The sequence below is a fragment of the Corynebacterium capitovis DSM 44611 genome (assembly GCF_030440535.1).
GTDB lineage: Bacteria > Actinomycetota > Actinomycetes > Mycobacteriales > Mycobacteriaceae > Corynebacterium > Corynebacterium capitovis.
Window position 1 is genome coordinate 1150390 of record NZ_CP047117.1, and the last position, 26501, is coordinate 1176890.

General features: G+C 63.2%; 25 protein-coding genes. 20 read left to right on the top strand and 5 right to left on the bottom strand.

The genetic code is table 11. The features are described from left to right. Positions 1 to 25: 25 nt before the first annotated feature. The 8 genes from tatA to CAPI_RS05685 all read left to right on the top strand — a co-directional run bounded on the left by tatA (position 26) and on the right by CAPI_RS05685 (position 9038). Positions 26 to 304 carry a Sec-independent protein translocase subunit TatA gene (gene tatA / locus CAPI_RS05650; protein ID WP_018017073.1) on the top strand — a complete coding sequence of 93 codons (279 nt, stop codon included), beginning with the start codon at positions 26 to 28 and terminating at the stop codon, positions 302 to 304. A gap of 66 nt (positions 305 to 370) precedes the next feature. Next, a complete protein-coding gene (gene tatC / locus CAPI_RS05655) occupies positions 371 to 1246 on the top strand; it encodes a twin-arginine translocase subunit TatC (RefSeq protein WP_018017074.1) in 876 nt (291 codons plus the stop codon). A gap of 5 nt (positions 1247 to 1251) precedes the next feature. Further along, the gene (locus CAPI_RS05660; protein WP_018017075.1) at positions 1252 to 4023 is read left to right on the top strand and encodes a DEAD/DEAH box helicase; all 2772 of its coding nucleotides are present in this window, start codon (positions 1252 to 1254) and stop codon (positions 4021 to 4023) included. Between the two features lie 10 nt (positions 4024 to 4033). After that, positions 4034 to 4750 carry an SDR family NAD(P)-dependent oxidoreductase gene (locus CAPI_RS05665; RefSeq protein ID WP_026157055.1) on the top strand — a complete coding sequence of 239 codons (717 nt, stop codon included), beginning with the start codon at positions 4034 to 4036 and terminating at the stop codon, positions 4748 to 4750. Positions 4751 to 4752: 2 nt separating this feature from the next. Beyond that, positions 4753 to 5955 carry a lipase family protein gene (locus tag CAPI_RS05670; RefSeq protein WP_026157056.1) on the top strand — a complete coding sequence of 401 codons (1203 nt, stop codon included), beginning with the start codon at positions 4753 to 4755 and terminating at the stop codon, positions 5953 to 5955. A 9-nt stretch (positions 5956 to 5964) separates the two neighbouring features. After that, the gene (locus tag CAPI_RS05675; protein WP_018017078.1) at positions 5965 to 6471 is read left to right on the top strand and encodes an FxsA family protein; all 507 of its coding nucleotides are present in this window, start codon (positions 5965 to 5967) and stop codon (positions 6469 to 6471) included. Next, positions 6472 to 8022 (top strand): apolipoprotein N-acyltransferase, encoded by a 1551-nt coding sequence (lnt, locus tag CAPI_RS05680; RefSeq protein ID WP_018017079.1) that lies wholly within the window; start codon positions 6472 to 6474, stop codon positions 8020 to 8022. A 20-nt stretch (positions 8023 to 8042) separates the two neighbouring features. Next, positions 8043 to 9038, top strand: a complete 996-nt coding sequence (locus CAPI_RS05685; protein WP_018017080.1) for a polyprenol monophosphomannose synthase — start codon at positions 8043 to 8045, stop codon at positions 9036 to 9038. Here CAPI_RS05685 and CAPI_RS05690 read toward each other — a convergent pair. Further along, positions 9035 to 9409, bottom strand: a complete 375-nt coding sequence (locus CAPI_RS05690; RefSeq protein WP_018017081.1) for an RNA polymerase-binding protein RbpA — start codon at positions 9407 to 9409, stop codon at positions 9035 to 9037. The two genes, CAPI_RS05685 and CAPI_RS05690, sit on opposite strands and share 4 nt — an antisense overlap. Positions 9410 to 9543: 134 nt before the next feature. Here CAPI_RS05690 and CAPI_RS05695 point away from each other — a divergent pair, with 134 nt between their 5' ends. Together CAPI_RS05695 and CAPI_RS05700 are read left to right on the top strand one after the other, a co-directional pair. After that, complete coding sequence (locus tag CAPI_RS05695; protein ID WP_040356561.1) at positions 9544 to 9888, top strand: hypothetical protein; 345 nt, start codon at positions 9544 to 9546, stop codon at positions 9886 to 9888. Positions 9889 to 9893: 5 nt separating this feature from the next. Continuing rightward, positions 9894 to 10598, top strand: a complete 705-nt coding sequence (locus CAPI_RS05700) for a YceI family protein (RefSeq protein WP_018017082.1) — start codon at positions 9894 to 9896, stop codon at positions 10596 to 10598. A gap of 36 nt (positions 10599 to 10634) precedes the next feature. Here CAPI_RS05700 and CAPI_RS05705 read toward each other — a convergent pair whose 3' ends face one another. Next, positions 10635 to 11954, bottom strand: coding sequence for an SAM-dependent methyltransferase (locus tag CAPI_RS05705; RefSeq protein ID WP_026157057.1), 1320 nt, complete (start codon positions 11952 to 11954; stop codon positions 10635 to 10637). Positions 11955 to 12092: 138 nt separating this feature from the next. Here CAPI_RS05705 and CAPI_RS05710 point away from each other — a divergent pair, with 138 nt between their 5' ends. From CAPI_RS05710 to CAPI_RS05730, 5 genes are all read left to right on the top strand, one after another. Then, positions 12093 to 13490, top strand: coding sequence for an NAD(P)/FAD-dependent oxidoreductase (locus CAPI_RS05710; RefSeq protein WP_018017084.1), 1398 nt, complete (start codon positions 12093 to 12095; stop codon positions 13488 to 13490). 238 nt (positions 13491 to 13728) lie between these two features. Then, positions 13729 to 15756, top strand: coding sequence for a pyruvate formate lyase family protein (locus CAPI_RS05715; protein ID WP_018017085.1), 2028 nt, complete (start codon positions 13729 to 13731; stop codon positions 15754 to 15756). Positions 15757 to 15767: 11 nt separating this feature from the next. Continuing rightward, positions 15768 to 16022, top strand: a complete 255-nt coding sequence (gene grcA2 / locus CAPI_RS05720; protein ID WP_018017086.1) for an autonomous glycyl radical cofactor GrcA2 — start codon at positions 15768 to 15770, stop codon at positions 16020 to 16022. A gap of 1 nt (position 16023) precedes the next feature. Further along, positions 16024 to 16887 carry a pyruvate formate-lyase-activating protein gene (gene pflA / locus CAPI_RS05725; RefSeq protein ID WP_018017087.1) on the top strand — a complete coding sequence of 288 codons (864 nt, stop codon included), beginning with the start codon at positions 16024 to 16026 and terminating at the stop codon, positions 16885 to 16887. A gap of 67 nt (positions 16888 to 16954) precedes the next feature. Next, positions 16955 to 18025: a magnesium and cobalt transport protein CorA gene (locus tag CAPI_RS05730; RefSeq protein ID WP_018017088.1), complete on the top strand. Its 1071-nt coding sequence runs from the start codon at positions 16955 to 16957 to the stop codon at positions 18023 to 18025. Here the strand turns inward: CAPI_RS05730 and CAPI_RS05735 are convergent. Then, the gene (locus tag CAPI_RS05735; protein WP_211205598.1) at positions 18022 to 18459 is read right to left on the bottom strand and encodes a PaaI family thioesterase; all 438 of its coding nucleotides are present in this window, start codon (positions 18457 to 18459) and stop codon (positions 18022 to 18024) included. The genes CAPI_RS05730 and CAPI_RS05735 overlap by 4 nt on opposite strands. A gap of 51 nt (positions 18460 to 18510) precedes the next feature. On the opposite strand from CAPI_RS05735, the gene gnd reads away from it, so the two are divergent. The 5 genes from gnd (at position 18511) to CAPI_RS05760 (ending at position 25229) form a co-directional block, all read left to right on the top strand. Next, positions 18511 to 20013: an NADP-dependent phosphogluconate dehydrogenase gene (gnd, locus tag CAPI_RS05740; RefSeq protein WP_051059702.1), complete on the top strand. Its 1503-nt coding sequence runs from the start codon at positions 18511 to 18513 to the stop codon at positions 20011 to 20013. 31 nt (positions 20014 to 20044) lie between these two features. Beyond that, positions 20045 to 21310 (top strand): DEAD/DEAH box helicase, encoded by a 1266-nt coding sequence (locus CAPI_RS05745; RefSeq protein WP_018017091.1) that lies wholly within the window; start codon positions 20045 to 20047, stop codon positions 21308 to 21310. Between the two features lie 11 nt (positions 21311 to 21321). After that, positions 21322 to 22707, top strand: coding sequence for a hemolysin family protein (locus CAPI_RS05750; protein ID WP_018017092.1), 1386 nt, complete (start codon positions 21322 to 21324; stop codon positions 22705 to 22707). A gap of 2 nt (positions 22708 to 22709) precedes the next feature. Next, entirely contained in the window at positions 22710 to 23765 is a 1056-nt protein-coding gene (locus CAPI_RS05755; protein WP_018017093.1) for a hemolysin family protein, read from the top strand. Between the two features lie 90 nt (positions 23766 to 23855). Next, on the top strand, positions 23856 to 25229 hold the full coding sequence (locus tag CAPI_RS05760) for a VWA domain-containing protein (protein ID WP_018017094.1): 1374 nt from the start codon (positions 23856 to 23858) through the stop codon (positions 25227 to 25229). A 56-nt stretch (positions 25230 to 25285) separates the two neighbouring features. Here the strand turns inward: CAPI_RS05760 and CAPI_RS05765 are convergent, their stop codons facing one another. Next, entirely contained in the window at positions 25286 to 25837 is a 552-nt protein-coding gene (locus CAPI_RS05765) for a MerR family transcriptional regulator (RefSeq protein ID WP_018017095.1), read from the bottom strand. Between the two features lie 116 nt (positions 25838 to 25953). Continuing rightward, complete coding sequence (locus tag CAPI_RS05770) at positions 25954 to 26499, bottom strand: bifunctional nuclease domain-containing protein (protein ID WP_018017096.1); 546 nt, start codon at positions 26497 to 26499, stop codon at positions 25954 to 25956. Positions 26500 to 26501 lie beyond the last annotated feature (2 nt).

Here is a 26501-nt window from a genome sequence, read left to right on the forward strand (position 1 = left end):
GACGGCGCCCGCAGAAAGGAAAATTATGGCGAACCTAGGTTGGACCGAGATTCTCATCATCTTGGCCATCATCCTGCTTCTTTTCGGAGCAAACAAGTTGCCGGACCTCGCGCGGTCTATGGGACGCTCCGCGCGGATTTTTAAGTCCGAGGTGAAGGAAATGCGCAACGACGATGCCGTGGTTGAGGCCGCAGCGCCTACCGATCGCCCGGCGGAGCTCCCGAAGAGCGAGGTGCCTCAGACGAACCAGGAGACAAAGAGCGCCGAGACTTTTTGGGACCGGCCTGAGAACCAGCCTCGCTAAGCAGTGAGCACACCGACGCGCAAGCGGTGGACGCTCAAGCGGAAACCCAAAGACCCCGAGGGAAACATGTCCCTCGTCGAGCACCTGCAGGAGCTGAGACGGCGCGTTGTCATCTCCATGCTCGCCCTGCTCGCGGGCACCGTAGTCGGGTTCGTGTGGTATCAATCCGCGCCCGCGGGGTTGTTGCCGTTAGGAGAGATCATCCGTGGGCCGTATTGTAATCTCCCTGCTGACCTGCGGGCGGATTTCACGGGTGACGGGGAATGCCGGCTGCTAGCAACGACTCCGTTTGAGATGTTCATGCTCCGCCTCAAGGTCGGGTTCCTTGCCGGCATCGTCATGTCTTCACCGATCTGGTTAACCCAGATCTGGGCGTTTATTACGCCCGGCTTGCACCGCAACGAGAAGCGCTACACGTTCAGCTTTGTCACGCTGGCGGTGACGCTCTTTGTTCTCGGAGCGATGCTCGCGTACTTCGTCCTGGACAAGGGCCTCTACGTGCTCATGTCGATCGGTTCCGAGGTTCAAGTCGCGGCTCTGACGGGCCACGAGTACTACAGCTTCATGCTCAGTTTGATCGTCATCTTCGGCGTGAGCTTCGAACTTCCACTGGTCATCGTCATGCTCAATCTCGCGGGCCTCCTCCGCTACGAGCACGTTCGCGACAAACGACGCATGATCTCGGTAGGGCTGTTCATCTTCGCCGCGTTCATCACTCCTGGCCAGGACCCGTTCTCGATGATCGCCCTGGGTGCTGCGATGTCCCTGTTGGTCGAGTTGGCCTTCCAGTTCTGCCGCATCCGCGACAAGAAAAAGTCCGCGCAGCGGCCCGCGTGGATGGATACCGACGACGAGTCTGCTTCCGGCCCCATCGCCGCGCCGGAGCCTGTCCAAGCGAGCCCACGCCCCGTACACGCCGACTATTTTCGAGACGTACTCTAGGGGGCATGTCTGCCTCTTTTCCGACGGCCACTTCGAATTCCCATTTCGCGCACTTTAGGGCGTCGATAAGCTTCGAGCTCGATGATTTTCAGGTGCGGGCCTGCCAGTCGGTGGAGAAGGACCGCGGGGTGCTGGTGTGTGCCCCGACCGGTTCAGGCAAAACGATTGTGGGGGAGTTCGCGGTCTCACTAGCCCTCAGCCGAGGGACGAAGTGCTTTTACACCACGCCCATCAAGGCGCTGAGCAACCAGAAGTATCACGATCTTGTGGGTCAGCACGGCGCTGACGCTGTGGGGTTGCTCACCGGGGATGTGAGCATCAACGGGTCGGCCGAGGTTGTCGTCATGACCACCGAAGTCCTCCGCAACATGATTTACGCGCAGTCACCGCAGCTCGACCGGCTCTCCCACGTTGTGATGGACGAGATTCACTACCTCGCCGACCGCGACCGCGGGGCCGCGTGGGAAGAAGTCATCCTCAATCTGGATGATTCCGTGTCTATCATCGGCTTGTCCGCCACGGTGTCCAACTCCGAGGAGTTCGGCGAATGGCTGGCCACGGTCCGGGGTGACACCGACGTCATCGTCTCCGAGCACAGGCCTGTCCCGCTCAGCCAGTACATGATGGTTGGCCGCAAGGTCTTCCCGCTGTTCGAACCTGGATCCGACGGTGCCGTCAACCGCGATCTGGCCCGCGCGATCGAGAGAGCGGACGCGGGCGCCGCCGACGACGGCAGGCGAGACTTCGAGTCGGGGCGTGGGTTCCGCGCCCGGGCGGAGGGTCGCCGCTCTGGGCGGGATCGAAGCCAGGACCGAATGAGACCGGTTGGACGGCCGGAGGTGATTTCGGCACTGCAGGGCCGCGACATGCTGCCTGCGATTGTGTTTATTTTCTCACGGGCGGGGTGCGACGGTGCGGTGATCCAGTGCCTGCGCTCCCGGCGAGAGCTCACCTCACCGGAGGAACAAGAGCGCATCGCGACGATTATCGACGACGGCGTGGCCGACATTCCCGCCGAAGACCTGGCCGTGTTGAACTACCGTCACGTGCGGACCGCCTGGTTGCGCGGGTTCGCGGCGCACCATGCGGGCCTGCTACCTGCTTTCAAGCACATTGTGGAGAGGCTCTTCGTTGAGGGCTTAGTCAAAGTCGTCTTCGCTACCGAGACGCTCGCACTGGGCATCAATATGCCGGCCCGCACGGTGGTCTTGGAAAAGCTGGTCAAATTCAACGGCGAGGCACACGTCGACCTCACTCCCGGGCAATACACCCAGCTCACGGGACGAGCTGGGCGTAGGGGTATCGACCACATCGGAAACGCCGTCGTGCAGTGGGCGCCGGCCGTGGATCCGCACGAGGTCGCGGGATTGGCCTCCACACGCACCTACCCGCTTATCTCTCCCTTCCAACCTGGGTACAACATGGCCATCAACATGGTGAAGATGAATGGCTACGACAATTCCATCCGGCTCATCGAGCAGTCCTTCGCCCAGTTCCAAACCGATCGTTCCGTCGTCGGGGAGGTTCGTGACGTTGAGCGCAGGCGCGCGAAAGTGGATAAGCTGCGCGCTCAGCTCGAGCGGGACATCGCGAGCTTCGCGCCGCCCTCCGCCGACCCCAGCGGGGATCTACTGGAATATCTCACCCTCCGCCGGAACTTGCGCGAGGCCGAGCGGGAATCCCGCGCTCGGGCCATGGAGGAGCGTGCGGAAGAAACGCGGATGATTCTCAGCCGCCTGCAGGTCGGCGAGGTTATTGCGCTTCCTGGTAAGAAACGGCCAGAGCTGGCCGCGGTTGTGCAGGTTGCGGGCCGAGATCGGCCGTGGATCACTACGGAGCGCGGGTGGTCGGGGAGAGTCGACGCCTCCGCCTTCCGGAACCCACCCGTTGTCGTAGGACGTATCAAAATCCCGCGCCACATGCAGGACCAGCCGCGCAAACACGCCCGGAAAGTGGTGAGCTTGCTTGCCTCCGGCACCTTTCGCGCCCCCCGGAAACTGCGCGTGGAGGCGCGAACCCGCCCGAATAAGAAGGTCTCCGCGTTGCGCGAGGCCGTGAGCAGCCACCCCGTGCACTCCTGGCCCGCCCCGGACCGAGAGATGCTCGCGCGAGTGGGGGAGGAGCTCGCGCGAGAAACACGCAAGCTGGAAGGGGTCCAAGGCAAGCTCGATTCGGACACCGACTCCCTCGGCCGCACGTTTGAACGCATCATTGGTCTGCTTGCTGAGATGAACTACGTCGACATCGAGGGTGGCGACGTGACCGTCACCGACGAGGGTGAGCGGCTGGCGGCCATACACAGCGTCTCCGACCTGCTCGTCGCCCAATGTCTTAAGAGGGGCGTGTGGGAAGAGCTGGACCCCGCCGAGCTAGCGGGCGTCGTTTCCCTGTGCGTGTTCGAAAACCGTAAGGCCACCGGGGGCAGCCCGCAGGCGCCAACCGAAAAGATGGCCGAGGCGATCTCCCACACGATGCGGATTTACGACGAGCTAGTGTCCGACGAGCGCCGTCACCGGTTGCCCCCCACGCGGCTTCCGGACCAAGGCTTTGCCTTGTCGGTTCATCAGTGGGCAGCGGGCGCCCCACTCGGGTATGCGCTCGCTGCGGCAGCGCAATCGGGGGCCGAACTGACGCCCGGTGACTTCGTGCGGTGGTGCCGGCAAGTGATCGACCTGCTTGAGCAAGTTGCCACGACGGGGTACGACTCAGCCATTCGCCGCACCGCGCACCGGGCCATTGATGCCATTCGCCGTGGGGTTGTCGCGATCGGCGCGTAAGCTCGACGCCATGGCAGACGGAACCCTCCTCATACTCGGGGCTACCAGCGATATTGGCCAGAACATCGCTCTCCGTTTGTGCGCTGGCAGGCACGTGGTGCTCGCGGCGCGTGACCTGGAGCGGGCGGCGGGCGTCGAGAAGCGACTGCGCGATGGGGGAGCTGCTTCTGTCACAGTGACCCCCTTCGAGGCGACCGACCTCGCTTCTCACCGGCGTGTCATCGAAGACGCTGGCCCGGTCACCACCGCGGTGGTTTCCTTCGGGATTTTGGGGGATCAGGCGTTGGCCGAGCGCGACGAGCGCGAGGCCGCGCGCATCGCGGAGGTGGACTACCTCGCACAGATCAACGCGCTGACGGTGCTAGCACACGTCATGACGAGCGGTGACATCGTCGCTTTTTCCTCCGTCGCCGGGTGGCGCGCCCGCCGCGCGAACTACGTCTATGGCTCAACCAAAGCGGGCCTCGACGCGTTCTGCCAGGGCCTGATGGACAGGCTCCACGGTTCGGACGTCAACCTGGTACTCGCCAGGCCGGGTTTCGTTATCGGCTCGATGACCAGGGGGATGAAACCCGCGGTACTCTCCGTCACGCCCTCCGACGTCGCAGACGCGGTCGTGGCCGCGCTTGGACGCAGCCGGACGGTGTGGGTTCCGCGCCGACTGGCTCTTCTCGCGGCCGTGATGCGCATTGTCCCGCGGCCGATCTGGCGACATATGCCGCGCTAAAAATGCTCAGCGCTTTCGCGAGGGCCACCGTACCCCTTCTTTTCGACGCCACGCGCGCGCACCCTGGAACAGACCCAGAGTTCGGCCACGCGACGTGGTTGGTGGGGACAACGCCCGGCCAGCTACTCCAGTCCCACTGCGTACGAGCCATCGGGTTGGGGTCGCGGCTTAACCCCGCCCGCGCATGGCGCATCGATTACGCCACCTCCGACGCCCAGCGGCGCGTCGTGAGCGCAACGGGCGCCGTGTTTCGCTCGTTGTGTCCCTGGCGGGGTCATGGGCCGCGTCCCACAGTTGCTTTCGCGCCCTCGACACAGGGGGTCGCCCCCAGGTGCGACCCGTCCTATTCCTGCACGGTGGGTGTCGCGCTGCGCCGCCAGCCCCTCGACCTCATCGCGTCGTACGAACAACCCACCATCAACCTCTTCCTCGCCGCCGGGTGCAACGTGGTCCTCACGGATTACCCGCGAGAGCCGGAATCGGGGGTGCAGTTGTACTGTGATCACCTCTCGGCGGCTCGCGCGCTCGCCGACGCGCTGCGCGCCGCGGCCGAGCTCGGCATCGGGTCCGATAACCTGGGCCTCTGGGGGTTTTCCCAGGGAGGTGGTGCTATCGGCGCGTGGCTGGAAAACTCCCACTACGCCCCCGAACTGCAACCGCTGGCGGCCGTGATTGGATCCCCGCCTGCCAATCTCGCCGAGGTCTTAGACCACGTCGATGGTTCGCTTCCCTCGACCGTAATCCTCTATGCCGTGGCGGGCATGATGGCGGCGGACCCAGGCATTGCCGCAGAAATCGCCGCTGTCCTCAGCCCCTCCGGTCTCGCGGCTATCGAGCTCGGAGAGCGCGTTTGCGCCGTAGGTGCAGTCGCGCACACCCGCTGGCGGAGCACCCGAGAGTGGACGCAAAGCGGGCTGCGCATGAGCGATACGCTGGAGCATCTCCCGCGAACCCGCGATTACCTTGACCGAAACGTGCTGGGGCGGCACGCCATTCCGGACATTCCTGTCCGATTTTGGGCCGCACTGCACGACGATGTCGTACCGTTTAGCAGTTCGCTGAGCCTCGCGCGCGCGTGGGGCGTGAAGCTAGCAGAGTCGCGCATTCCCCGAGTTCCCGGCCGGAGCGGTTTTAACCATTTCGCACCTTATTACCTGCGTCTACACCGGGACGCTCGATGGTTGGTAAGCCAATTGGGCGGGTAAGCTATCCCCATGCCGCTCGTCCTCGTTGCTTACGTTCTTATCGAAGCCCTGGCCTATGTCGGGGTCGCTCAACTCCTCGGGTGGGGGTGGGCGTTTCTCGCGCTCGTGGCGGTGATGGCTCTTGGTGGCGCCGCTGCGGGCCTCTCGCTACGGGGAGTGCTAGCGCGAGCCGCTCATGGGCAGGGGTCCATCGGCCAGGTGGCAGGGGACACGGCCTTGCTGGCTGCGGGTTGGGCCCTCTGCGTCGTTCCCGGGTACGTCACGTCCATCCTCGGTGTGGCTCTTGTGGCAGGGCCGACCCGCGGCGCGATTCGTCGCATCCTCACCACTCGCGTCAAGGACACCGTCGAACACTTCGGGGCTCGTGTTTATTCCGCATCGCCCGCTGGGCAACAGCACACGAGCTACGGCACGTTCCGGTCCGAACCGGGAGTGATCGATGCCACCGAGCTCGAACGGTGGTACCACGCCGACAGCGCAGGGGATCAGGACCGACGCCCGGGCGAGTCGAGCTAGGTGGGTGCACTCCTTCGCCTCGCACTCGCAGCCGTTTCGGGTGCACTCGTCTTTACGTCGTACGAGCCGTTAGGACTGTGGCCCCTCGCCGTCGTCGGAATCGGTGCCTTTTATGCCGCACTGATGCCCTGGCCTGCAGGGGTGGGGAGTTGGGCCCGGTCGAATCCTTCGGGCCGCTTCGGCGCGCTGCTGGGTTTCGTTCACGCTTTAAGCCTCTATCTCCTCCTCCTCCCGTGGGTCGGGGAGTTTGTGGGGCCCGCGCCGTTTGTGGCGCTGTCGATAACGTTGGCTTTGTTCTCCCTGCCGGTGGGTGCGTTCGGTGTCCTGCTCGGACGCGGCAGATGGGGGTTCGCCGCGTTTCCTTTCCTCTACCTTGCCTGCGAATACGTTCGATCCTCGGTCCCCTTCGGTGGGTTCCCGTGGGTCCGTCTCGCCTGGGGGCAAATAGAAGGCCCGCTCGCAGGGCTCGCCGCGTGGGGAGGGCCAGCTCTAGTCACCGCCGCGACGGTCGCTGTCGCGAGCAGCGCCGCCAGCATGGTTCTACGAACGCATCGCTTTTCGACGTCCCTTTTCGCCCTGGTCCCTCTTAGCCTCGGTGTGGCGGCCAGCGTGGTTGTCAGTTTGCCGGAAGATTCGGCTCACCCCGCCCCGCACGAAGTAGGCAAGGTCACTGTTGCGGCGGTCCAGGGGAACGTCCCGCGGATGGGTTTGGATTTCAATGCCCAACGAAGGGCCGTGCTAGCCAACCACGTTGCACAAACCGAGGCCCTCGCTGACTCAGGCGTGCTCGCCGACTTCGTCGTGTGGCCGGAAAACTCCTCCGACGTCAACCCATTTAGCGATTCGGAGGCCTCGCGCCTCATTGATCGCGCCGTTGACGCGGTGGATGTTCCAATTTTGGTGGGAACAATCACCCGCGATTCCGTTGGCGCACGCAACACCATGGTTGTGTTCAACCCGGACGGGCAGGCGGGGGACTACCACAATAAGAAATACCTCCAGCCATTCGGGGAGTACATGCCCTGGCGCGGTTTTTTCCGGCGGTTTTCGCACTATGTGGACATGGCGGGGGATTTCAAGCCAGGGGATGGAACGGGAACCGTGCGGATCGGCGGGGCGACGCTGGGGATTGCGACCTGCTATGAAGTGGCCGTCGACGCGGCGTACCGCACAGCGGTCAATTCAGGAGCCCAGATCCTAGCGACCCCCACAAATAACGCGACGTTCGGGTTTACGGACATGACATACCAGCAACTTGCCATGAGCCGCATGCGGGCGATAGAGACTGACCGTGCCGTTGTCGTGGCCGCGACCTCGGGGGTGTCCGCAATCGTTAACCCAGACGGCACCGTCGCGCAACAGACCTCCATCTTCGAACCCGCCTACCTCGTGCAGACGCTGCCCCTCAGGGATTCCATCACCCCGGCTGTGCGCTACGGCGCATACGTCCAAGGCTTTCTTGTGGCAGCGGGCGCCGTCGTCACGATGTGGGCGGGTATGCTGCGTTGGGGACGTCGGCGGGCATCGCTTGGCGCCGATATCGAAGCGTAAGAGACAAAGGAGAACGTGCCGTGGCCAACACCACCGTGGTCATCATCCCGACGTACAACGAGGTTGAGAACCTTTCACGCATCGTGGAGGGTGTGCTCACCGCGGCGAAGGACGCCGGCCGCGGACTTGACATCCTCGTCGTGGACGACAATTCGCCGGACGGGACGGGGCAGCTCGCCGATGAGCTCGCCACCCAGCACGACGAGGTTCACGTCGTCCACCGCGCGGGAAAGGAGGGGCTCCTAGCCGCGTACCGCGAGGGCTTCCGGTGGGCGCTGGAGCGCGACTACGAGGTCGTCGTTCAAATGGACGCAGACGGTTCTCACGCGCCGGCTGACTTGCCGAAGCTACTGGCCGAGATCGACCGGGGTGCGGACCTTGTAATCGGATCCCGCTACGTTCCGGGCGGCGTGGTGAAGGATTGGCCCGAGAGCCGCCACCAGCTGTCTAAGTGGGGAAACCGCTATATTGGCCTCGCGCTGGGCGACCACGTGAACGACATGACCGCGGGCTTCCGCGCTTTCCGCCGTGAGGTCCTCGAGACAGTCGACCTCAACGCCCTCTCCCCGAAGGGCTACATTTTCCAGGTTGACCTTGCCCACCGTGCTATCGCGGAAGGCTTCGATGTCCGAGAGGTCCCCATTACCTTCGTTGATCGCACCGCGGGGGAATCCAAGCTGGACGCGGGCTTCGCTGGGGAATCGTTCGTTGAGGTAACCAAGTGGGCCGTCGCCGAAAAGAGCGAACTTATCGGTGAGGCTGCGAAGGAGGGGCTCAAACTCGCCCAATACGAGGCGAACCACGCGGGGCTGTGGAAGCTCAACCGCACGATCGGTACAGTCCCAGAGAAGGTTGTGGAGGCCCTCTCCGAGGGCTCCCGCCTCGTGGCGTACGAGTTGAAGCGCTCGCCGCTTCACGGGCTTACCCGACGGGCAGCTCGGGTGGCCGATGCCGCGGTTGATATGGCCCGCGCCGGCATCAGCCTCGGCTCGTACGAGCTGACAAAGCGGGGTTAGCGGGAAGCGTCCTGCTGTTCTTTCGCCATGCGGGCGGCGGTGCGCCGGCGCTTCCGCAACTGCTCCAAGCGCTCCTCGAGGAGGACATCCAACTCCTCGATGGTGCGACGCTCCCGCAGCATGTCCCAGTGAGTGCGCGGGGGCTTCGTCGGCTTCGCCTCAACCCCGTCGCCCTCCATGAGAGTTCCGACCTGGCCGTTCTTGCACATCCACTCTTCGGGTAGCTCCGCATCGTCGGCAAAGGGGACGTCGAAAACTTCGCCGTCCGGCGTCCGATACTTCGCCATGCGGCGCGGTGCGAGATCATGGTCGCGGTCCGTTTCGTAGCTCACGGCGCCCATGCGGCTACCACGCAAAACACGATCGGCCATTCAGTGTCCCTCCTACGTTTGCCTTATGCCCCGGCCGGTGGAGGGCCGGAGACAGTCGATAAGTGTAACGCTTGGCCCCGCTCGATTGTTCCCGGGTCGCCGGCGGCGACCTCGCCCGGTGATAGGCTGTCACCATGCCAGCCCGCGGAGTCCGCCTTCCCACCTGTCAGTGGTGCGGGGCCGAATTGATGCAGCCACAGGGGAGGGGCCGGCGTAGGAAGTATTGCAGTGACTCCTGCAAGCAACGCGCGTATGAGCACCGCCTCAGCGTTGGCGGGGGACGCTCGCCCCAGCAGACGGCAGATGCGGTGATCATGAGCCCGGAACGAGTTGCGACACTGCGCGATCAGTTATTCCAGGTGAGGTGCGCTGCCGAAGATATCGCGACCGCATATGAGGATGGCGCGGATAGCGAAGAAATTCGTCACTTGTGTGACGAATTAATAGTTCTAACCAAGACGGCAGAAGGGTTAGGGTAGCAAGGGTGAATGAATCTACGGCTCGAGCCAAGAAACCGATCGTGATCATCGGTGCTGTGTTTATCGCGATGGCAGCGTCCGTCGCAATCGTCCCGTTGCTCCTCGCACTCATTTCTGGCGGCCACGGGGTGAAGACCGAAGGTATCGACGCCGCAAAGCTCAAGCCCGCTACGGCGGATCTCGACGGCACGTGGACAGTCTCGTCCGCGCCCGGGTCCAATCACACGTCGGCAGGTTTCACCTTCTACGAGATCCTGCCCGGTGAGAAGAAGGTTACTTCCGGATCTACCCGCGACGTCACCGGGACCGTGGCCGTCGACTCAGGCACACTCGTCTCCGGTGACATCCACGTGGACGTCGCCAGCGTGACTACAGACAGCGACGTGCGCGACTCGAACGTCCGCCGTTCCATCTTGCACACCGACGAGTTCCCAGAAGCGACGTTCGTGCTCACGCAGCCCGTCGACGTGTCCCAGTTACCCGGCGACGGTTCCGTGGCTTCCGTCGATCTCACTGGGGATCTCACCATCCACGGCCAGACGAAGTCTGTCACCCAGCAATTCTCGGTCGCGCGATCCGGGGACTCCGTAATTGTTGCCGGGTCGATTCCGGTCAAGCGCTCCGATTTCGGAGTCGAGTCACCCGACTTCGTTGCCGCCAAGATCGCCGAAGAAGGCAGCGTCGATATCCGGCTCAACCTCTCCAAGTGATTGTCCGATAATGTACATTATGTCAAGTAGCTCCTCTTAGCGGCTCCCCGCCCGCCGGCGCGCGGTGAAGGTGATCTGCACGACGTCGAGCATCCCCATCCGCGCCAGCGCCTCCCGCACCGCGAATTGCCACCGCCACAATCTGCGGTACACGGGGTCGTAGCCGTCGGCAGCGGCCTCGCGCAGATGAGCGTCGAATAACTCGCGCTGCAGACGCAGCGATTCGGCCAGGTGGCCGGGCGCGTGAGTACACGCCACCATGCGAAGCGGCGTCGCCCTGTCAACGATCTGGCCTATGTCTTCTACTGCGCAATACGACAACGCGGGCCATACATATGCGCGCAGCGAATCGACCGCCGCGTCCGCGGCCTTGGTGTAGCTCGGGGTCTGCACGATCGTTTGCAGCGCCACCCGCCCTCCCGGGCGCACAAGGCGGCCGATTGACCGCAGATAGGCTTCCTTGCTCTTGTCTGACAGAGTCTCCAGCTTCTCTGCGGCCACAACAGCGTCGTAGGAGCCCACCCTGCCGCCGTGCGAACCGCCGAGCTCGACACGAACGGCGTCGTCAACCCCCTCGTACACTAAGTGCTCCGCCAGGGAGCGGGCCATCGCGGGGTCGGTCGTAAGGGAGTCGACCGTTCCCCGGCGGTGCGCTGCGAGCACGGCGAGCGTCCCGCCGGACGACGGGTATTCAATGAGGTGCGTTCCGGGCCCGGCCCCGCAGGCGTCGAGAAGCATCTCGGCCGAGCGACGCTGGGCGTCCCCCAAGTCGCCTCGTTCGGGCCCCACGGGGTCACTATAATTCGTCACGTCGACGAAATAAGCCGCCGGTTCACCGCGTCGACCCGCACCCGGAGTGTGTGAGCGGAACTTGACACGCTCGCTCGTCGCCACGCCCGTCGCAAAATGCCCGGCGAAACTGCTCGTCCCGTCGCCGGCGTAGTGCTGGACTAGGTCCGGCGGAATGTCACCGCTCGGGCGAGCGTGCTCGCATGAGCTCAGGCTCCAACGCGGGGTCGCGCGCGGTCTGTACCCGGCGGATATGAGGGCCACGATGGCGTCAACAAGCGACTGCGTACTTGGCGTGGCCCACTCGGCAGCCATATAGCTTTCGGCGAGCCCGACCCAGCCCGAGACGGCGAGACGAGGAAAGAGCTCGGCCCTTTCAACTGTGAGATCCGCTCCTTCCCCTTCGCCTACTTCCAAACCCGCGGACGAGCACGCGCGGGCGAAGGACATTTCGGCGACGCGGGCACGCAACCCGGTACATGGTCCGCGCGGGGGGCGAGCGACTCCAGGCCAGGCGGTGGCATCGACGGCGTCAAGGTGCGGGGGAACAGTCCGGTTTGAGGCCACGTTCTTCACCTTAAGACGTATCGCGGGCGCAGCGGTTCAGGCGCGACGGGGTTCAAATAGACGCATCCGCCCGACGGCGTATGATAGCTGCGGTAGCCCGAGCTAATACCACAAAGAACCATTAAAGGAAGGTACTCCATGGCTGATACGGTCGTACGCCCCGCAGGCAACCGCCATCACGTCGTCATCATCGGCGCTGGTTTTGGCGGGGTCTTCGCAGCCCGCGAGCTCGCTGGTGCCGACGTTGACATCACCATCATCAACCGCACGAACCACCACCTCTTCGCCCCGCTGCTTTACCAAGTTGCCACCGGCCTTCTCTCCCCTGGGGAGATTGCGACGTCCGTTCGCCAGATTTTCGCCCACCAGGACAACATCAACGTCGTTCGTGGAGATGTCGTCGATATCAACGTTGAGTCGCAAACCGTCACCTCCGTCGAAGGCGAGTACACGCGGACCTACGGTTACGATTCGCTCATCGTTGCGGCGGGCGCTGGCCAGTCCTACTTCGGCAACGACCATTTTGCGGAGTTCGCCCCGGGCCTGAAGACTTTGGACCATGCGCTCGAGATCCGCTCCCGCATCATCAGCGCTTTCGAGCGCGCGGAGGTCGCAGGGACCGCCGAGGAACGCGAGCGCCACCTCAATATCGTCATCGTCGGCGCCGGCCCAACCGGTGTTGAGCTGGCGGGGCAGATCGCCGAGATGGCGCACCGCTCCTTCGACGGCTTGTACTCCAACTTCGTCCCCTCGCAGGCGCGCATCACGCTTATCGACGGCATGCCGCAGGTCCTTCCGCCTTTCGGCAAGCGCCTGGGCCGGAAGGCGCAGCGTGAGCTGGAGAAGAAGGGCGTCACGGTCGTTCTCAACGCCATGGTCAGCAACGTGGACGCGACGTCCGTGACCTACAAGGACACCAAGTCCGGCGATGAGGTCACGATCCCGACGACCACGAAGATTTGGTCCGCCGGTGTTCAGGCGTCCCCGCTTGGCACCCTGGTCGCCGGCCAGGTCGGTGTCGAGGCAGAGCGCAACGGCAAGGTGCCGGTCAACGCGGATCTGACCGTCGGCGACAGGTCCAACGTGTACATCATTGGTGACATGATGAGCCGCGACCGCCTCCCGGGCGTTGCCCAGGTGGCTATCCAGTCCGGCGAGTACGTGGCCCGCATCATCCGCGAGCAGGTCGAAAACGATGTTGCCCCCGCTGAGCGCGACCCCTTCAGCTACTACGACAAAGGTTCGATGGCCATCGTCTCCCGCTTCGACGCGGTGGTCAAGATGGGCAAGGTCGAGATTTCTGGCTTCCTCGGGTGGATCATGTGGCTTGTCGTTCACGTGTCCTTCCTCGCCAGCCAGCGAAACCGCCTCGTCTCTCTGTTTACCTGGACGCTGAACGCGGTGACCCCGGAGCGCTACAACCTGGCCACCACCCTGCAGCAGATGCACGGCCGCACCGCGTTGGAGAAGCTTCGCGGCGTCTCGGGCGAGGGCGACCAGCTCCAGGAAATTCGCGATACTAACGGGGAGAACTAACCCCCTGCTCGCATGCCAACCCCATCCCCCTAGGGTGGGGTTTTTTCGTCCGCGGAGCGTGGTGGCGATTGCCCTAACTGGGCTTATAATCGAAGGTGAAAGTGGCAGACGCCCAAAGCTAACTGTTGAGCTTCGCCCGGAGCGTTCGCCGCTGGTGCCCCTACTCCGATATTCAAGGATCGGTGACATAGTGACTTCTTCTACTGCGCCATGGGAAGGGTTTGCTGAAGGCCCGTGGATGGATAACATCGATGTCCGAGACTTCGTTCAGCGAAACTACTCGCCCTTCGATGGTGATGCCTCCTTCCTGGCGGGACCGACCGAAAAGACTCTCCGGCTTTGGAACCACTTGGACTCCACGTACCTAGCTGCGGAGCGAGAGCGCCGTGTTTTCGACGTTGACACCGAAACCCCCGCGGACATTGACGCCTTTGGCCCCGGGTACATCTCCGAGGATGACGACGTCATCGTCGGCCTTCAAACTGACGTGCCGACGAAGCGCGCGATGATGCCCAATGGCGGGTGGCGCATGGTTGAACAGGCGATCCGTGAGGCCGGGAAAGAGCCCAACCCGGAGGTTAAAAAGGTATTCACCAGGTACCGCAAGACCCACAACGACGCGGTCTTTGACATCTACACGCCCCGCATCCGCGCGGCCCGTTCCGCGCACATCATCACCGGATTGCCCGACGCCTACGGCCGTGGCCGGATCATCGGTGACTATCGCCGGGTGGCCCTCTACGGTGTCGACGCGCTCATCGAGCAAAAAGAGCAAGCCAAGGACGCCTGCCTGGGACAGGAGTTCTCGGAGCACTGGGCCCGCTACCGCGAGGAGCACTCCGAACAAATCAAGGCGCTAAAGAAGCTTAAAACGATGGCCCAGAGCTACGGTTTCGACATCTCGGGGCCAGCCACGACGGCCCGGGAGGCGGTGCAATGGACCTACTTCGGCTACCTCGCATCCGTCAAGAGCCAGGATGGTGCCGCAATGTCGATCGGGCGCCTGTCCCCCTTCCTCGATATCTACTTCGAGCGCGATGTGGCCCGCGGGATTCTCGACGAATCCTCCGCGCAGGAGATCATTGACGCGCTGGTCATCAAGTTGCGGATCGTGCGATTCCTCCGTACCGAGGACTACGACCAGATCTTCTCCGGCGACCCATACTGGGCCACCTGGTCGGATGCCGGCTTCTCCGAGTCGGGCCGCCACCAAGTGACGAAGACGTCGTTCCGTCTTCTCCAAACGCTGCGTAACCTCGGGCCCGCCCCTGAACCCAACATCACCATCTTCTGGGACCCCTCTCTGCCCCAGGGTTACAAGGAATTCTGCGCGGCAATCTCGATTGAGACATCCTCGCTCCAGTACGAATCGGACCGCCAGATCCGCGACAAGTGGGGAGATGACGCCGCGATTGCCTGCTGCGTCTCTCCCATGCGCGTGGGCAAACAAATGCAGTTCTTCGGCGCCCGAGTCAACGCTGCGAAGGCGCTACTCTACGCCATCAACGGCGGGCGCGACGAGGTAACGGGGAAGCAGATAACGACCGGTCACACACCGATCGAGGGTGACGGCCCGCTTGATTTCGACGAAGTCTGGCAAAAGTACGAAGAAATATTGGATTGGGTGGTGGGCACCTATGTCGAGGCGCTCAACATCATCCATTACTGCCACGACCGGTACGCCTACGAGTCCATTGAGATGGCGCTCCACGATTCGGACATCCTCCGCACGATGGGGTGCGGCATCGCGGGCCTGTCGATTGTGGCCGACTCCCTCTCTGCCATCAAGTACGCGAAGGTCACGCCAGTGCGCGATGAGACCGGCCTCGTCGTCGATTATGTCACCGAGGGCGACTTCCCCTTCTACGGCAACGACGACGACCGAGCCGATGACATCGCCGCGACCGTCGTTCACACCGTGATGGACAAGATCAACCACCTGCCGATGTATCGCGACGCGATGCCGACTCAGTCCGTGCTGACGATTACCTCCAACGTCGTTTACGGCAAGGCGACCGGCGCCTTCCCCTCCGGGCATAAGGCCGGCACCCCATTCGCGCCCGGCGCCAACCCGGAAAACGGACGCGATACCCACGGCATGGTCGCTTCCATGCTCTCCGTGGGCAAGCTGGACTACAACGACGCACTCGACGGTATCTCGCTGACCAATACCATCACCCCGTCTGGCCTGGGTCGGACGAAGAACGAACAGGTGACCAATCTCGTCGGCGTGTTGGACGCCGTCTTCATCATGGACGACAACTGAGGAGGATCCCCATGTCACGCACCCCAACTTTCGATGAGCGTCTTGCCGATATGAAGGCATCGCGCAGCAACCACCACATGGACTCTGGGCTCTATCACGCCAACATTAACGTGTTGGACGAGACCACGCTGGTTGACGCGATGGAACACCCCGAGAACTACCCCAATCTCACGGTGCGCGTATCGGGTTACGCCGTGAACTTCGTCAAGCTCACCCGCGAGCAGCAGCGCGACGTCATTTCCCGCACTTTCCACCAAAACGCCTAACATGACGCGCGACGGTACAACGGGGATCGTCTCGATCGCCCCCGAGCAGGGCGAGCGCGTCCGCGGGGTCGCCGCGGGCTTAGGCGGCACCGAAGACTTCGCCAGGCCAGAGCTTCTCGACGCCCGTCGCGCCGGTGAAATCGGGTTAGTCCATTCCTGGGAACTGGTTACGGCGGTAGACGGCCCCGGGACGCGAATGACGGTGTTCATGTCCGGCTGCCCGCTGCGCTGCCAGTACTGCCACAACCCCGACACCATGGAGATGCGGGAAGGGACCGTCGAGCGGATCGACGACGTCGTAAAGCGAGTGCTGCGGTATAAGCGCGTTTTCGATGCGTCCGGCGGCGGGTTGACCGTGTCGGGCGGCGAGCCCCTGTTTCAAATTGAGTTCACCAGGCGCCTGCTTCGCGCCGTCCATGACGCCGGCGTCCACACCGCGGTGGACACGTCAGGGTTTCTCGGCTCACGGTTAACCGACTCCGACCTTGACGTTGTCGACCTCTTTCTCCTAGACGTGAAGTCAGGCAGCGAAGAGACCTACCAGTGCGTCACGTCGCGCACGCTGCAACCCACGATCGACTTTGGTGATCGGCTCCGCCGCGCGGGCAAGCGCGTTTGGGTGAGGTTCGTGCTTGTCCCAGGTTTGACGGACGCTCCGGACAACATTCGCGGGGTCGCCGATATCGTGGCCCGCTGGTCGGATAACGTTGAACGGGTTGAGGTGCTCCCCTTCCACAACATGGGGGCCGACAAGTGGCACCGGATTGGAATGCCCTACACATTGACGGCAACCGCTCCCCCTTCAGCGCAGGCAGTTGAGGACGCACGGAACGTTTTCCGCTCCCGCGGCCTGCAGGTGTTCTAAGCGTTCGCCTGCGGGGCATGGGGCGTACTATGTCGACAGTCTGAATCAAAGCGAAGGGAGGCCGTTCATGCCGCCACGTATCCCGCTGCCCCGTCAGCGCGCGAAGCAGCCAGCTGCCGTGGAGCCGGCGGTGCCGGTCCCGATCGAAAGATCCGCGGACTTTTGTCGGGTCTTTGTCGACGGCAAACGCCTCCCAGGTGATGCCCGGATCAACCACGCGTTGCAGATCACGGAGCAGCATGATAACGCCTTCGTCTGGTTGTCATTGCGAGAGCCCACGCAGCAGCAGATGATGCGAATTGCGGAGATCTTTGACCTCCACGACCTCATTGTCGACGACGTGGTTGACGCCCATCAGCGCCCGAAGGTGGAGCGGTACGATGACCAGTTGTTTATGGTCGTTCGCTCGGTGTACTACCGAGATGACGAGGAAGTCGACGATGCCCGCGAGATCATCTCGACGGGTGAAGTGCAGATCGTGGTGGGACCGACCTTCGCCATCACCATCCGCCACAACGCTCCCCTGCCCGATCTCACCGCTGAGCTCGAGGAGGACGAGGAGCTGGCTATTCTCGGACCGCCGGCGGTCGCGTGGAAGGTCTCCGACTACGTCGTCGACAACTACCTGCGCGTCACCCAGTTACTCGGCGCGGACGTCGACGAGCTGGAAAACGAGGTGTTCACCCCGCGCCGCGCGATCAACATCGACAAGATCTACATGTATAAGCGTGAGATTCTCGAGATGCGCCATGCGATCGACCCTCTCGCCCCCGCACTGCGCAACGGTCTGACGAACAACAAGGACCTGCTGCGCAAGTCGCTGCGCTCGTACTTTCGAGACGTCCAAGACAACGCCACGATCGTCAGCGACAGCGTCTCCGGTTACGACGAGCGGCTCTCCTCACTGCTCGACGCCTCCGTAGCGAAGGTGAGTATGCAGCAAAACAGCGACATGCGCACCATCTCGGCAGTTGTTGGAATGGCCGCCGCACCCACGATGCTCGCAGGTATTTACGGCATGAACTTCACCTACATGCCGGAGCTGTCGTGGAAGTGGGGTTATCCCGTCGTTCTCGCAGCCATGGTCGCAGTCATGGCGCTCATGTATTGGTGGTTCCGACGCAACAACTGGCTTTAACGGGGCCGGAGAATCATAAGTTTGAGGTTTGTCGTGGCCAGCAGCTTGTCACCGGCCCGCATCTCCACGCGCCACAAGTGGGTTGTTCTCCCGACGTGTACGGGAACTGCCACGGCGTCAATCCTCCCCTCGGAGACACTGCTCAATAAGTCAGTGTTGTTATTCATCCCCACCGCGGGCACCCCGGCTGCCGCAACGGCGGCTATCGAACCCAGTGTCTCCCCGATCGAGCAGTACACCCCGCCGTTGACAATGCCCGTGAACTGGTGGTGCGAGGGCTGAACGTCAAGGTAGCCTTCCACCTTATCCCCAGAAACGTGGGTGACCGCGATGCCCAGGGTCCTCGACAACCCCGTGTTGAGAGAATTGAATTGCTCAAGTTCGGCGGCGTCGAGTGGCGTCTTAAGGACTTCTGATCCAAATCGATGTGTCATGTTCATGCAGGGTACGCCACACCGCGCCGGGTGTCCCTTATTATGTTGACCATGACCAACCCCGAAAACAGGCCTGGCACAAGCCCGAACGCTCCGAACTCCGCCCCAAACTCCCTCGCCCAGATCGGCGTCGTCGGCATGGCTGTCATGGGCTCAAACCTCGCGCGGAACTTCGCTTCCAAAGGCCACACCGTAGCTATCTTCAACCGCTCTCCGGAAAAGACCCGCGCGGTGATGGAGCAGTTCGGTAGCGAGGGGGCGTTTATCCCGTCGGAGTCGATCGAGGACTTCGTCGCCTCCCTCGAGCGGCCCCGCAAGGCAGTCATCATGGTTCAGGCCGGCCCGGCGACGGATGCGGTCATCGCCCAGCTTGTCGACGCCATGGACGAGGGTGACATCATTATCGACGGTGGTAACTCCCTGTTCACGGACACCATCCGCCGCGAGCACGAAGTGGCACAGCGCGGGCGCCACTTCGTCGGCGCCGGCATTTCAGGCGGCGAGGAGGGCGCTCTTCGGGGCCCGTCAATCATGCCGGGTGGGCCACAGGAATCCTGGGAAACACTCGGCCCTCTGCTGGAGGATATCGCGGCGAAAGTCGACGGCGTGCCGTGCGTTACCCATATCGGACCGGACGGAGCCGGGCACTTTGTCAAGATGGTCCACAACGGCATCGAATACGCCGATATGCAGGTCATCGGTGAGGCATACCACCTCCTACGCTACGCTGCGGGGATTGCGCCCGACGAGCTCGCCGAGATTTTCACCGAGTGGAACGCCGGAGACCTTGACTCCTACCTCATCGAAATCACGGCTGAGGTGCTGAGGCAGAAGGACCGCAAGACCGGCAAGCCTTTTATCGACGTCATCGTGGACGCCGCGGGCCAGAAAGGCACCGGACGGTGGACCGTTAAGGAGGCCCTTGACCTCGGTGTTCCCGTGACAGGCATCGGTGAGGCGGTATTCGCTCGAGCCCTGTCTTCGGCTTTGGCCCAGCGCCAGGCTGCCCAGGACGGCGATCTTCCCGCCGGAGAGCTCTCGACCCTCGAATCGCTCGGCGTCGACCGCGATTCCTTCGTCGAGGACGTGCGCCGCGCCCTGTACGCCTCCAAGCTGGTCGCCTACGCTCAGGGATTTGATGAGATCAATGCGGGCTCCCAGGAGCACTCGTGGTCGATTCGGCCCGGGGACCTCGCGCGAATTTGGCGTGGGGGGTGCATCATCCGCGCGAAGTTCCTCAACCGCATTACAGAGGCCTATGAAAACGACCCGGATCTACCATCCCTCCTGCTCGACCCGTACTTCAAGTTGGAGCTGGCAGGGCTGGTGGATTCGTGGCGTCGCGTGATTGTTATCGCGACCCAGCTGGGACTGCCAGTCCCCGTCTTCGCATCATCCCTGTCGTACTACGACTCGCTGCGGTCGAAGCGGCTTCCCGCGGCCCTCATCCAGGGCCAGCGCGATTTCTTCGGGGCACACACGTATAAGCGCGTCGACATGGAAGGGACGTTCCACACCTCATGGTCCGGTGACCGTGAGGAGCTGGACTACTAGCGAGACAGGGGCGGCAGGTAGAGTGCCACTAATGACAACGTTCACCGACCTCGGCCTGCCCCGCCCCATAGTCCAGGTCCTGGGCCGCCAAGGAATCACCGAGGCATTCCCCATCCAGGCTGCGGCCATTCCCGATGTGATGTCGGGAAAGGATGTTTTGGGAAGGGGCCCCACCGGGTCGGGGAAAACGTTCACGTTCGGCCTGCCCATGCTGGCCCGCCTCGCCGGTGCCCCGTCCAGGCCGGGCCACCCGCGCGGCCTCGTGCTCGCGCCGACCCGCGAGCTTGCGTCGCAGATCCGTGAGCGACTCGATGAGCCGGCCGCTGCCCTCGGGCTTCGGGTCTTCGATGTCGTGGGCGGGGTAAACATCAACACCCAAATTCGCTCGCTCGCCCGGCCGGTCGACGTCCTCGTTGCCACCCCGGGCCGCGCGCAGGACCTGATCAACCAGCGCAAGCTCGATGTAAGCCAGGTGGAGATTACGGCCCTTGACGAGGCCGATCAGATGGCCGACATGGGCTTCCTGCCGCAGGTGCGCAAACTGCTCGATCTCACCCCGCGGGGCGGCCAGCGGCTTCTTTTTTCTGCCACGCTCGACGGTGATATCCAAAAACTGGTGGACCGCTACATGCGCGAACCGGTCACGCACTACACCGCCCCCGCCGAGGCCTCGGTGGACACAATGGAGCATTACATCTTCCTCATTGGCGGTCGCGATGAGCGCAACGAGGTCGTCGCCCGGGTCGCGGCACGAGAGGGAAAGACCATCATGTTTATGCGCACCAAACATGGTGTGGACCGCCAGGTGAAGAAGCTGCGCCGCGTCGGTATCAATGCCCAGGGCCTACATGGCGACAAGGGGCAAGGGGCGCGGACTCGCGCGCTCGAGGATTTTGCGAACGGCACGACCCCTGTCTTAGTCGCGACAGACATCGCGGCACGCGGCATCGACATTGACGACGTCTCCCTTGTTCTCCACGTCGATCCGCCGGCGGAGCACAAGGCGTATCTGCACCGTGCCGGGCGGACCGCACGAGCTGGAATGGCGGGCACGGTTGCGACGTTGGTGATGGACGAGCAGCGGGGTGACGTCGATAAGCTGCTGCACAAGGCTGGGGTTTCCGCAACTCCGCTGCGGGTAACTCCCGACTCCGCGGAGTTGGCTAAAATCGCAGGGGCGCGCACTCCGAGTGGGGTGCCTCTGCCACCGCCGGGCCAACAGCCCTCACGCGGCGGCGCGAAAAAGACCGGCCAGCCCACCGCGGCGCGCCGAAAACGAAGGAGTAACGGGCGCTAGTTCCACTCACGATGGACATCTTCATATCTGTTTTAGCTCTTCTCGGGTTCATTCTGCTCACGGCCTCGACGGGGTTGTTTGTCGCGATCGAGTTTGCGATGACCGGCCTTGAACGCTCGGCAATCGAAGCGCACGTGCGCGACAAGGGCGACGACACCGCGCGGGCGCTCGCCCGAGATCACGCGAACCTGTCCTTTGTGCTCTCCGGTGCCCAGGTGGGCATCACCGTCACGACGCTCGCTGCCGGCTACCTCGCGGAGCCGGTCCTCGGTCGCTTCTTCGGGCCACTGCTTGCGCTAGCCGGGTTGAGCGAGTCCGCCGCCACCCCCACCGCGCTCATTCTGGCCCTCGTCGTCGCGACGTTCCTTTCAATGGTTTTCGGGGAACTCGTGCCGAAGAACATGGCCATTACAGAGCCGCTTGGGGTTGCCCGCTTTGTGGTGCGCCCCGTGAACGCGTTCAACACCGCGCTGAAATGGTTCATCGTCTTTCTCAATCGATCTGCAAACTGGGTTGTGCGAAAGCTGGGCTTTGAACCAGCCGATGAGCTCGCGTCCGCACGCTCGGCCCAGGAGCTGGGGTCGATGGTGCGCAGCTCGGCGGAAGCCGGGGGTCTCGATGCGGATACGGCCCGGGTGATCGACCGCTCGCTGCGCTTCGGTGACACCACGGCCGAGGACGTCATGACCCCGCGATCAAGGATCTCCTCGCTCGACGTCAACGACACCATCGCCGATCTCATTGCAATGGCGCGGGAAACCGGTTTTTCGCGCTTCCCCGTGCGCCGCGGGGACCTCGACGACACGGTGGGAGTCGTCCACATCAAAGACGCGTTCTCCGTGAACAAGGAGGATCGGGCCACCACACGCTTGGGAGAGATCGCGCGGCCTGTCCCCTTCGTCCCCGGCACGCTCGACGGGGACGCCGTGCTTAACCGCGTCCGCTCCGCTGGCTCCCAGGTGATTCTCGTCGCCGACGAGTACGGCGGGACGCAAGGGCTCGTGACCATCGAAGACGTCGTCGAGGAGATTCTCGGCGAAGTCTACGACGAGTACGACGACCGCGAATCCGAACGCGATATCCAGCGCTTCGGTTCGTCGTGGGAGATCTCTGGGCTGGTCCGCTTGGATGCGTTAAGCGCCCGACTCTCCTATACCGCCCCGGATGGGCCGTACGAGACAATCGGCGGGTTGGTCATGTCCTCGCTGGGTCGAATACCCCGTGTAGGAGACAAAGTCCTCCTCCCGGAAACTGCGGGTGACTTTCAGCAGGAGTTCGCGGCGGGTAATGCCGGCAGGTGGATGGCGCGGGTGACTGTGATGGACGAGCGACGGGTGGACCGGGTCATCCTCACCCCGGTGCCGGCCGAAAAAGCCAGCCAGGAAGCGGGAGTCTAGCGATGAGTATTGTGGTAGCAGGGTTGCTCGTGGCGTTTCTTCTCGGAGTGAACGCGTTCTTCGTTGCCTCCGAATTCGCTCTCGTTTCCTCGCGCCGGGATCGTTTGGAGTCAATGTTGGCGCAGGGTCGACGGGACGCCCAAGGCGTGCTCGATGCCCTGGAGCATCTTTCGATCTACCTGGCAGGCGCGCAGTTCGGCATTACGATCGCGTCCCTCGTCCTTGGCAAGGTTGCGGAGCCGGCCGTGGCTCACTACGTCGAGATGCCGTTCACAGCCCTCGGCCTGCCTGCGGAATACCTCCATCCGGTTTCTTTCGTGATCGCCTTGGCGCTCATTTCCTACCTCCACATCATTTTCGGGGAAATGGTGCCGAAGAACATCGCACTCGCCGGCCCGGAAACCCTGGCGCTATGGCTTACTCCGGTGATGACTGTTTGGGTCAAGGCGACGAAGCCCATTCTCGCGTTTTTGAACTGGATTGCCCGTCTCACTCTCAAGGCCTTCGGGCTCGAGCAGAAAGACGAGCTTGACTCCACCGTGGACCAGGCGCAGCTGGCCACGATGATCCAAGAGTCTCGGGAGGAGGGACTCCTCGACGCGGAAGAGTCGGTCCGTTTGGCCAACGCGCTGCGTCTGGATTCGCGCAGTTTGAGGGAAGTCATGATCCCTCTGCCCGAGGTGAAGACGATCCCTTATTCCCCCGCGGGTATTCCTGTCTCCGTCGTGGAGGACGCGGTACGGGCCACCGGTTTCTCCCGTTTCCCCGTTGAGCGCCAGGAGGGAGCGTTGGTGGGGTACATCCACGTCAAAGACATCCTCGATCTCATGGATCAAGACGACCCCGCGACGCCACTTGTTCCTGTCTCTCGAATCAGGGCGCTGAGCACGGTAGACGGCGACGGCAGCCTCGACGACGCCCTGACGGCGATGCACAGGCGCTCAGCTCACATGGCCCAGGTCCGGCAAAATGGCGAGCTGGTCGGCGTTCTTGCGCTGGAGGATCTGATCGAGGAGTACGTGGGAACAGTGTCAGACTGGACGCACGAGAGCTCCTAGCACCCCGGCTTGTCGCGCCCGTCCGGTGGCGCACCGGGCAGTTAGGATTTCCTATGAACGTCTCTCGCGATCTGAAGGTGGTCCCCTGATATGGCACGGCATGCAAGTGGCAAGAATAACTACAGGCTTTCTGCAGGGTTACTTACCGCGCTTGCCGCCGTCGCCGTGCTCGCCATCGCTGTCGCGGCGATCGTCGTCACCCGGTCCGTCCGAGACCAGCCGGGGGGCGCGGCGGATGACGCGGCGCGGTGCGTCTCCGGCGAGCTGGTTCTTCCGGTCGCGGCCTCGAGCAAAGTCATCGCACAGAAGCTTGTCGACGACTACCGTTCCGCCAACTCCGTCGTTCGCGATTACTGCGTGAATCCAACGGTGGTGGACTCCCTCAGCGATGCTGCCGTGTACGTCGCGGCGGAATCCCCCCAGACAACGTGGGCGATCTCTGACGCAGGACGCAGCACCGCGAGCGAAACTCCGACGAGCGTGGCCTCCGTAGAAGTGGGCCTGGCTGGTCGGACTCCCCCTGCCGATGCCAAGAGCGTTCCGCTTTCCGACGTCGTCTTCCCGACGGATGACAGCGTCGCTTCGGCCGCCGTCGCAACCCGGTTGTCGAATGACGAGGCGGCAGCGGCCGCGGCCGTGACCAATCAGCGGGTTGCCACCGCGAAAGATGCCGACACATACGCGGCGGTCCAGCGCGACACCGTCCCAGACGGATTCAGTTTCTTCCCGCTAGATGCATCTGTCGTGTTCGGCGCGTATCCCCTCAATCAGGCGGGTTCTGTTACTGAGGACCAGGCACGCGCCGGTCAAGATTTCGCGCGCCGGAGCGGCGAGAGCTTTAGCGCCCCAGCGAACTCGATCAGTGTCTCCGATGCAGCGTGGGCCGCCGCCGAGGCCGCGCCCTCTCCTCCAACCGAGGCAGCGCCCGCTGCGGAGATCACCGACACTCTCTTCCTCGTGGACACGTCTACCGAGATGGCGCCGTACTACGACGCCGTCGCTCAGGGTGTCGCCTCCGCATCGCAAGAAGCGGTGTCCGCGGGCCACAGGGTTGGTCTGTGGAACTACTCGTCGCCCTTAACGGCGGGCGTGACAAAGGGATACCGCCAGAATGTCAACTTAACTGACAGCGCCGCCGATATCGGCACGGCCCTCGGCCGATTCGGCACGGGCGGCCAACCACAGACGCGGGAAGCGGTAAACGCCGCGCTAGAGTACGCGCTGGCTCTTGGTGCCCCCTTACGTATCGTAGTTATCACCACGGGCACGTCTGACGGTGGCGATGACGCGGCATGTGCGGATGCCATCCGTGCGGCCGAAGCGGGTGGCGTTACCCTGTCCGTAGTCCACGTCGGTTCGGCCCCGCGGGACGGGGTATTGGCCAACACTGCTACCCAGTCGGCTTCGGAGGCCGATGCCGACGCAGCAAAAATAGCCGCGGCGATAACCGCGGCCACTACGTAGGTCCCAACGCAGAACCCTACGGGGCCCTACGGGGCCCTATAAGGCGGTACGAGGCCCTACGAGGTTTTTAGGCGGCGGCGCGCTGCGAGTTCGTCGACACCGACGTCGACGATGCCATCCTCCGAGATCCTCTCGGAGGGAAAGGACGAGATCGTCCCGGTCAGCTCGCGGACAATCTGAGGAACGGCGATACCGAAGACCCCCTGGCCTCCGCCGAGAAGGTCGATAATTTCCTCATTGCTGCGACATTCGTAGACCGTTGTCCCGTCAGAGACAAGGGTGATCTCAGCGATGTCGTTCACCCCGCGATCACGCAGCTTGTCGACGGCAAGACGAATGTTCTGGAGCGAGATCCCCGTATCCAATAAGCCCTTGACAATCTTGAGGACGAGGATGTCCTTGAACGAGTACAGGCGCTGAGACCCTGACCCCCGCGCGCCGCGGATCGAAGGGCGGACCAGGTTCGTGCGGGCCCAGTAATCCAGCTGGCGGTAGGTGATTCCCGCAACCTGGCACGCGATGGGGACGCGGTACCCCACCTCATCGGAGGGCCCGACATCGAAGAGGGACTCTTGGACAGCGACCTCGTCGGCTATGTACTCGCTCACGTAATTACTCCCATGCAGTTTAGAAATGGGCCTATGCGGCTATTTAAAGACAAGGATAGGAGTTGGTCAAGCCTCATGGCCTCAGACACACCGTAAGTCTAAACCAATACTTTAGACTAATCGACCCCGTCACCCCGCAGGTCATCTTCCTCCACTCCCAAACTGCGCAGGAACTCACCGAAAGACTGGGCGTCCGGATCCGAAACAGCAGAACCCGACGGGTCCTCCTCCGGGGCAATCTCCAAATCGAAATACTTCTGGGCATCCTCCGCGGCGAGGCGAAGGGAGCTCTGCGCTAGCACGGATTCGTCGGCTTCGACAGTGGCGTCGAGAAGAAGAGCAAGGATGAGGGCATCGGACGCCGTCGCATCGAGCTCCTGGCCGTCATTCAAGGACACGGTAGCAAGGAACACGCCCTGGTAGTAACTCGATAGTTCAATTGAGTGCAAGCCGGTCGTCGACTTCGAAATCACCTCCGCCAGCATCTCGTGCGGGCTCGGCCGTTCGGGCGTCCAGCCGTTAAGCCGCTGCGCGAGCTCGCGCCCTCCCGCAGGCGAGAGCCACACCGGGATATACCGCCCGCTGCCTTCACACTCAAGCAACGCGCACTGGTACCCCTCGGGTCCAATCGGGTACACGCCAACAAGCGCAACGGGAACCATGG

Coding starts and splice junctions, on each gene's coding strand:
- CAPI_RS05730 (WP_018017088.1), top strand. CDS start 16,955: ATGCCGCCACGTATCCCGCTGCCCCGTCAGCGCGCGAAGCAGCCAGCT.
- CAPI_RS05665 (WP_026157055.1), top strand. CDS start 4,034: ATGGCAGACGGAACCCTCCTCATACTCGGGGCTACCAGCGATATTGGC.
- gnd (WP_051059702.1), top strand. CDS start 18,511: ATGACCAACCCCGAAAACAGGCCTGGCACAAGCCCGAACGCTCCGAAC.
- CAPI_RS05770 (WP_018017096.1), bottom strand. CDS start 26,499: ATGGTTCCCGTTGCGCTTGTTGGCGTGTACCCGATTGGACCCGAGGGG.
- pflA (WP_018017087.1), top strand. CDS start 16,024: ATGACGCGCGACGGTACAACGGGGATCGTCTCGATCGCCCCCGAGCAG.
- CAPI_RS05750 (WP_018017092.1), top strand. CDS start 21,322: ATGGACATCTTCATATCTGTTTTAGCTCTTCTCGGGTTCATTCTGCTC.
- CAPI_RS05760 (WP_018017094.1), top strand. CDS start 23,856: ATGGCACGGCATGCAAGTGGCAAGAATAACTACAGGCTTTCTGCAGGG.
- CAPI_RS05670 (WP_026157056.1), top strand. CDS start 4,753: ATGCTCAGCGCTTTCGCGAGGGCCACCGTACCCCTTCTTTTCGACGCC.
- CAPI_RS05660 (WP_018017075.1), top strand. CDS start 1,252: ATGTCTGCCTCTTTTCCGACGGCCACTTCGAATTCCCATTTCGCGCAC.
- CAPI_RS05745 (WP_018017091.1), top strand. CDS start 20,045: ATGACAACGTTCACCGACCTCGGCCTGCCCCGCCCCATAGTCCAGGTC.
- CAPI_RS05735 (WP_211205598.1), bottom strand. CDS start 18,459: ATGACACATCGATTTGGATCAGAAGTCCTTAAGACGCCACTCGACGCC.
- CAPI_RS05690 (WP_018017081.1), bottom strand. CDS start 9,409: ATGGCCGATCGTGTTTTGCGTGGTAGCCGCATGGGCGCCGTGAGCTAC.
- tatA (WP_018017073.1), top strand. CDS start 26: ATGGCGAACCTAGGTTGGACCGAGATTCTCATCATCTTGGCCATCATC.
- CAPI_RS05675 (WP_018017078.1), top strand. CDS start 5,965: ATGCCGCTCGTCCTCGTTGCTTACGTTCTTATCGAAGCCCTGGCCTAT.
- CAPI_RS05695 (WP_040356561.1), top strand. CDS start 9,544: ATGCCAGCCCGCGGAGTCCGCCTTCCCACCTGTCAGTGGTGCGGGGCC.
- CAPI_RS05755 (WP_018017093.1), top strand. CDS start 22,710: ATGAGTATTGTGGTAGCAGGGTTGCTCGTGGCGTTTCTTCTCGGAGTG.
- CAPI_RS05715 (WP_018017085.1), top strand. CDS start 13,729: ATGGATAACATCGATGTCCGAGACTTCGTTCAGCGAAACTACTCGCCC.
- CAPI_RS05710 (WP_018017084.1), top strand. CDS start 12,093: ATGGCTGATACGGTCGTACGCCCCGCAGGCAACCGCCATCACGTCGTC.
- tatC (WP_018017074.1), top strand. CDS start 371: ATGTCCCTCGTCGAGCACCTGCAGGAGCTGAGACGGCGCGTTGTCATC.
- grcA2 (WP_018017086.1), top strand. CDS start 15,768: ATGTCACGCACCCCAACTTTCGATGAGCGTCTTGCCGATATGAAGGCA.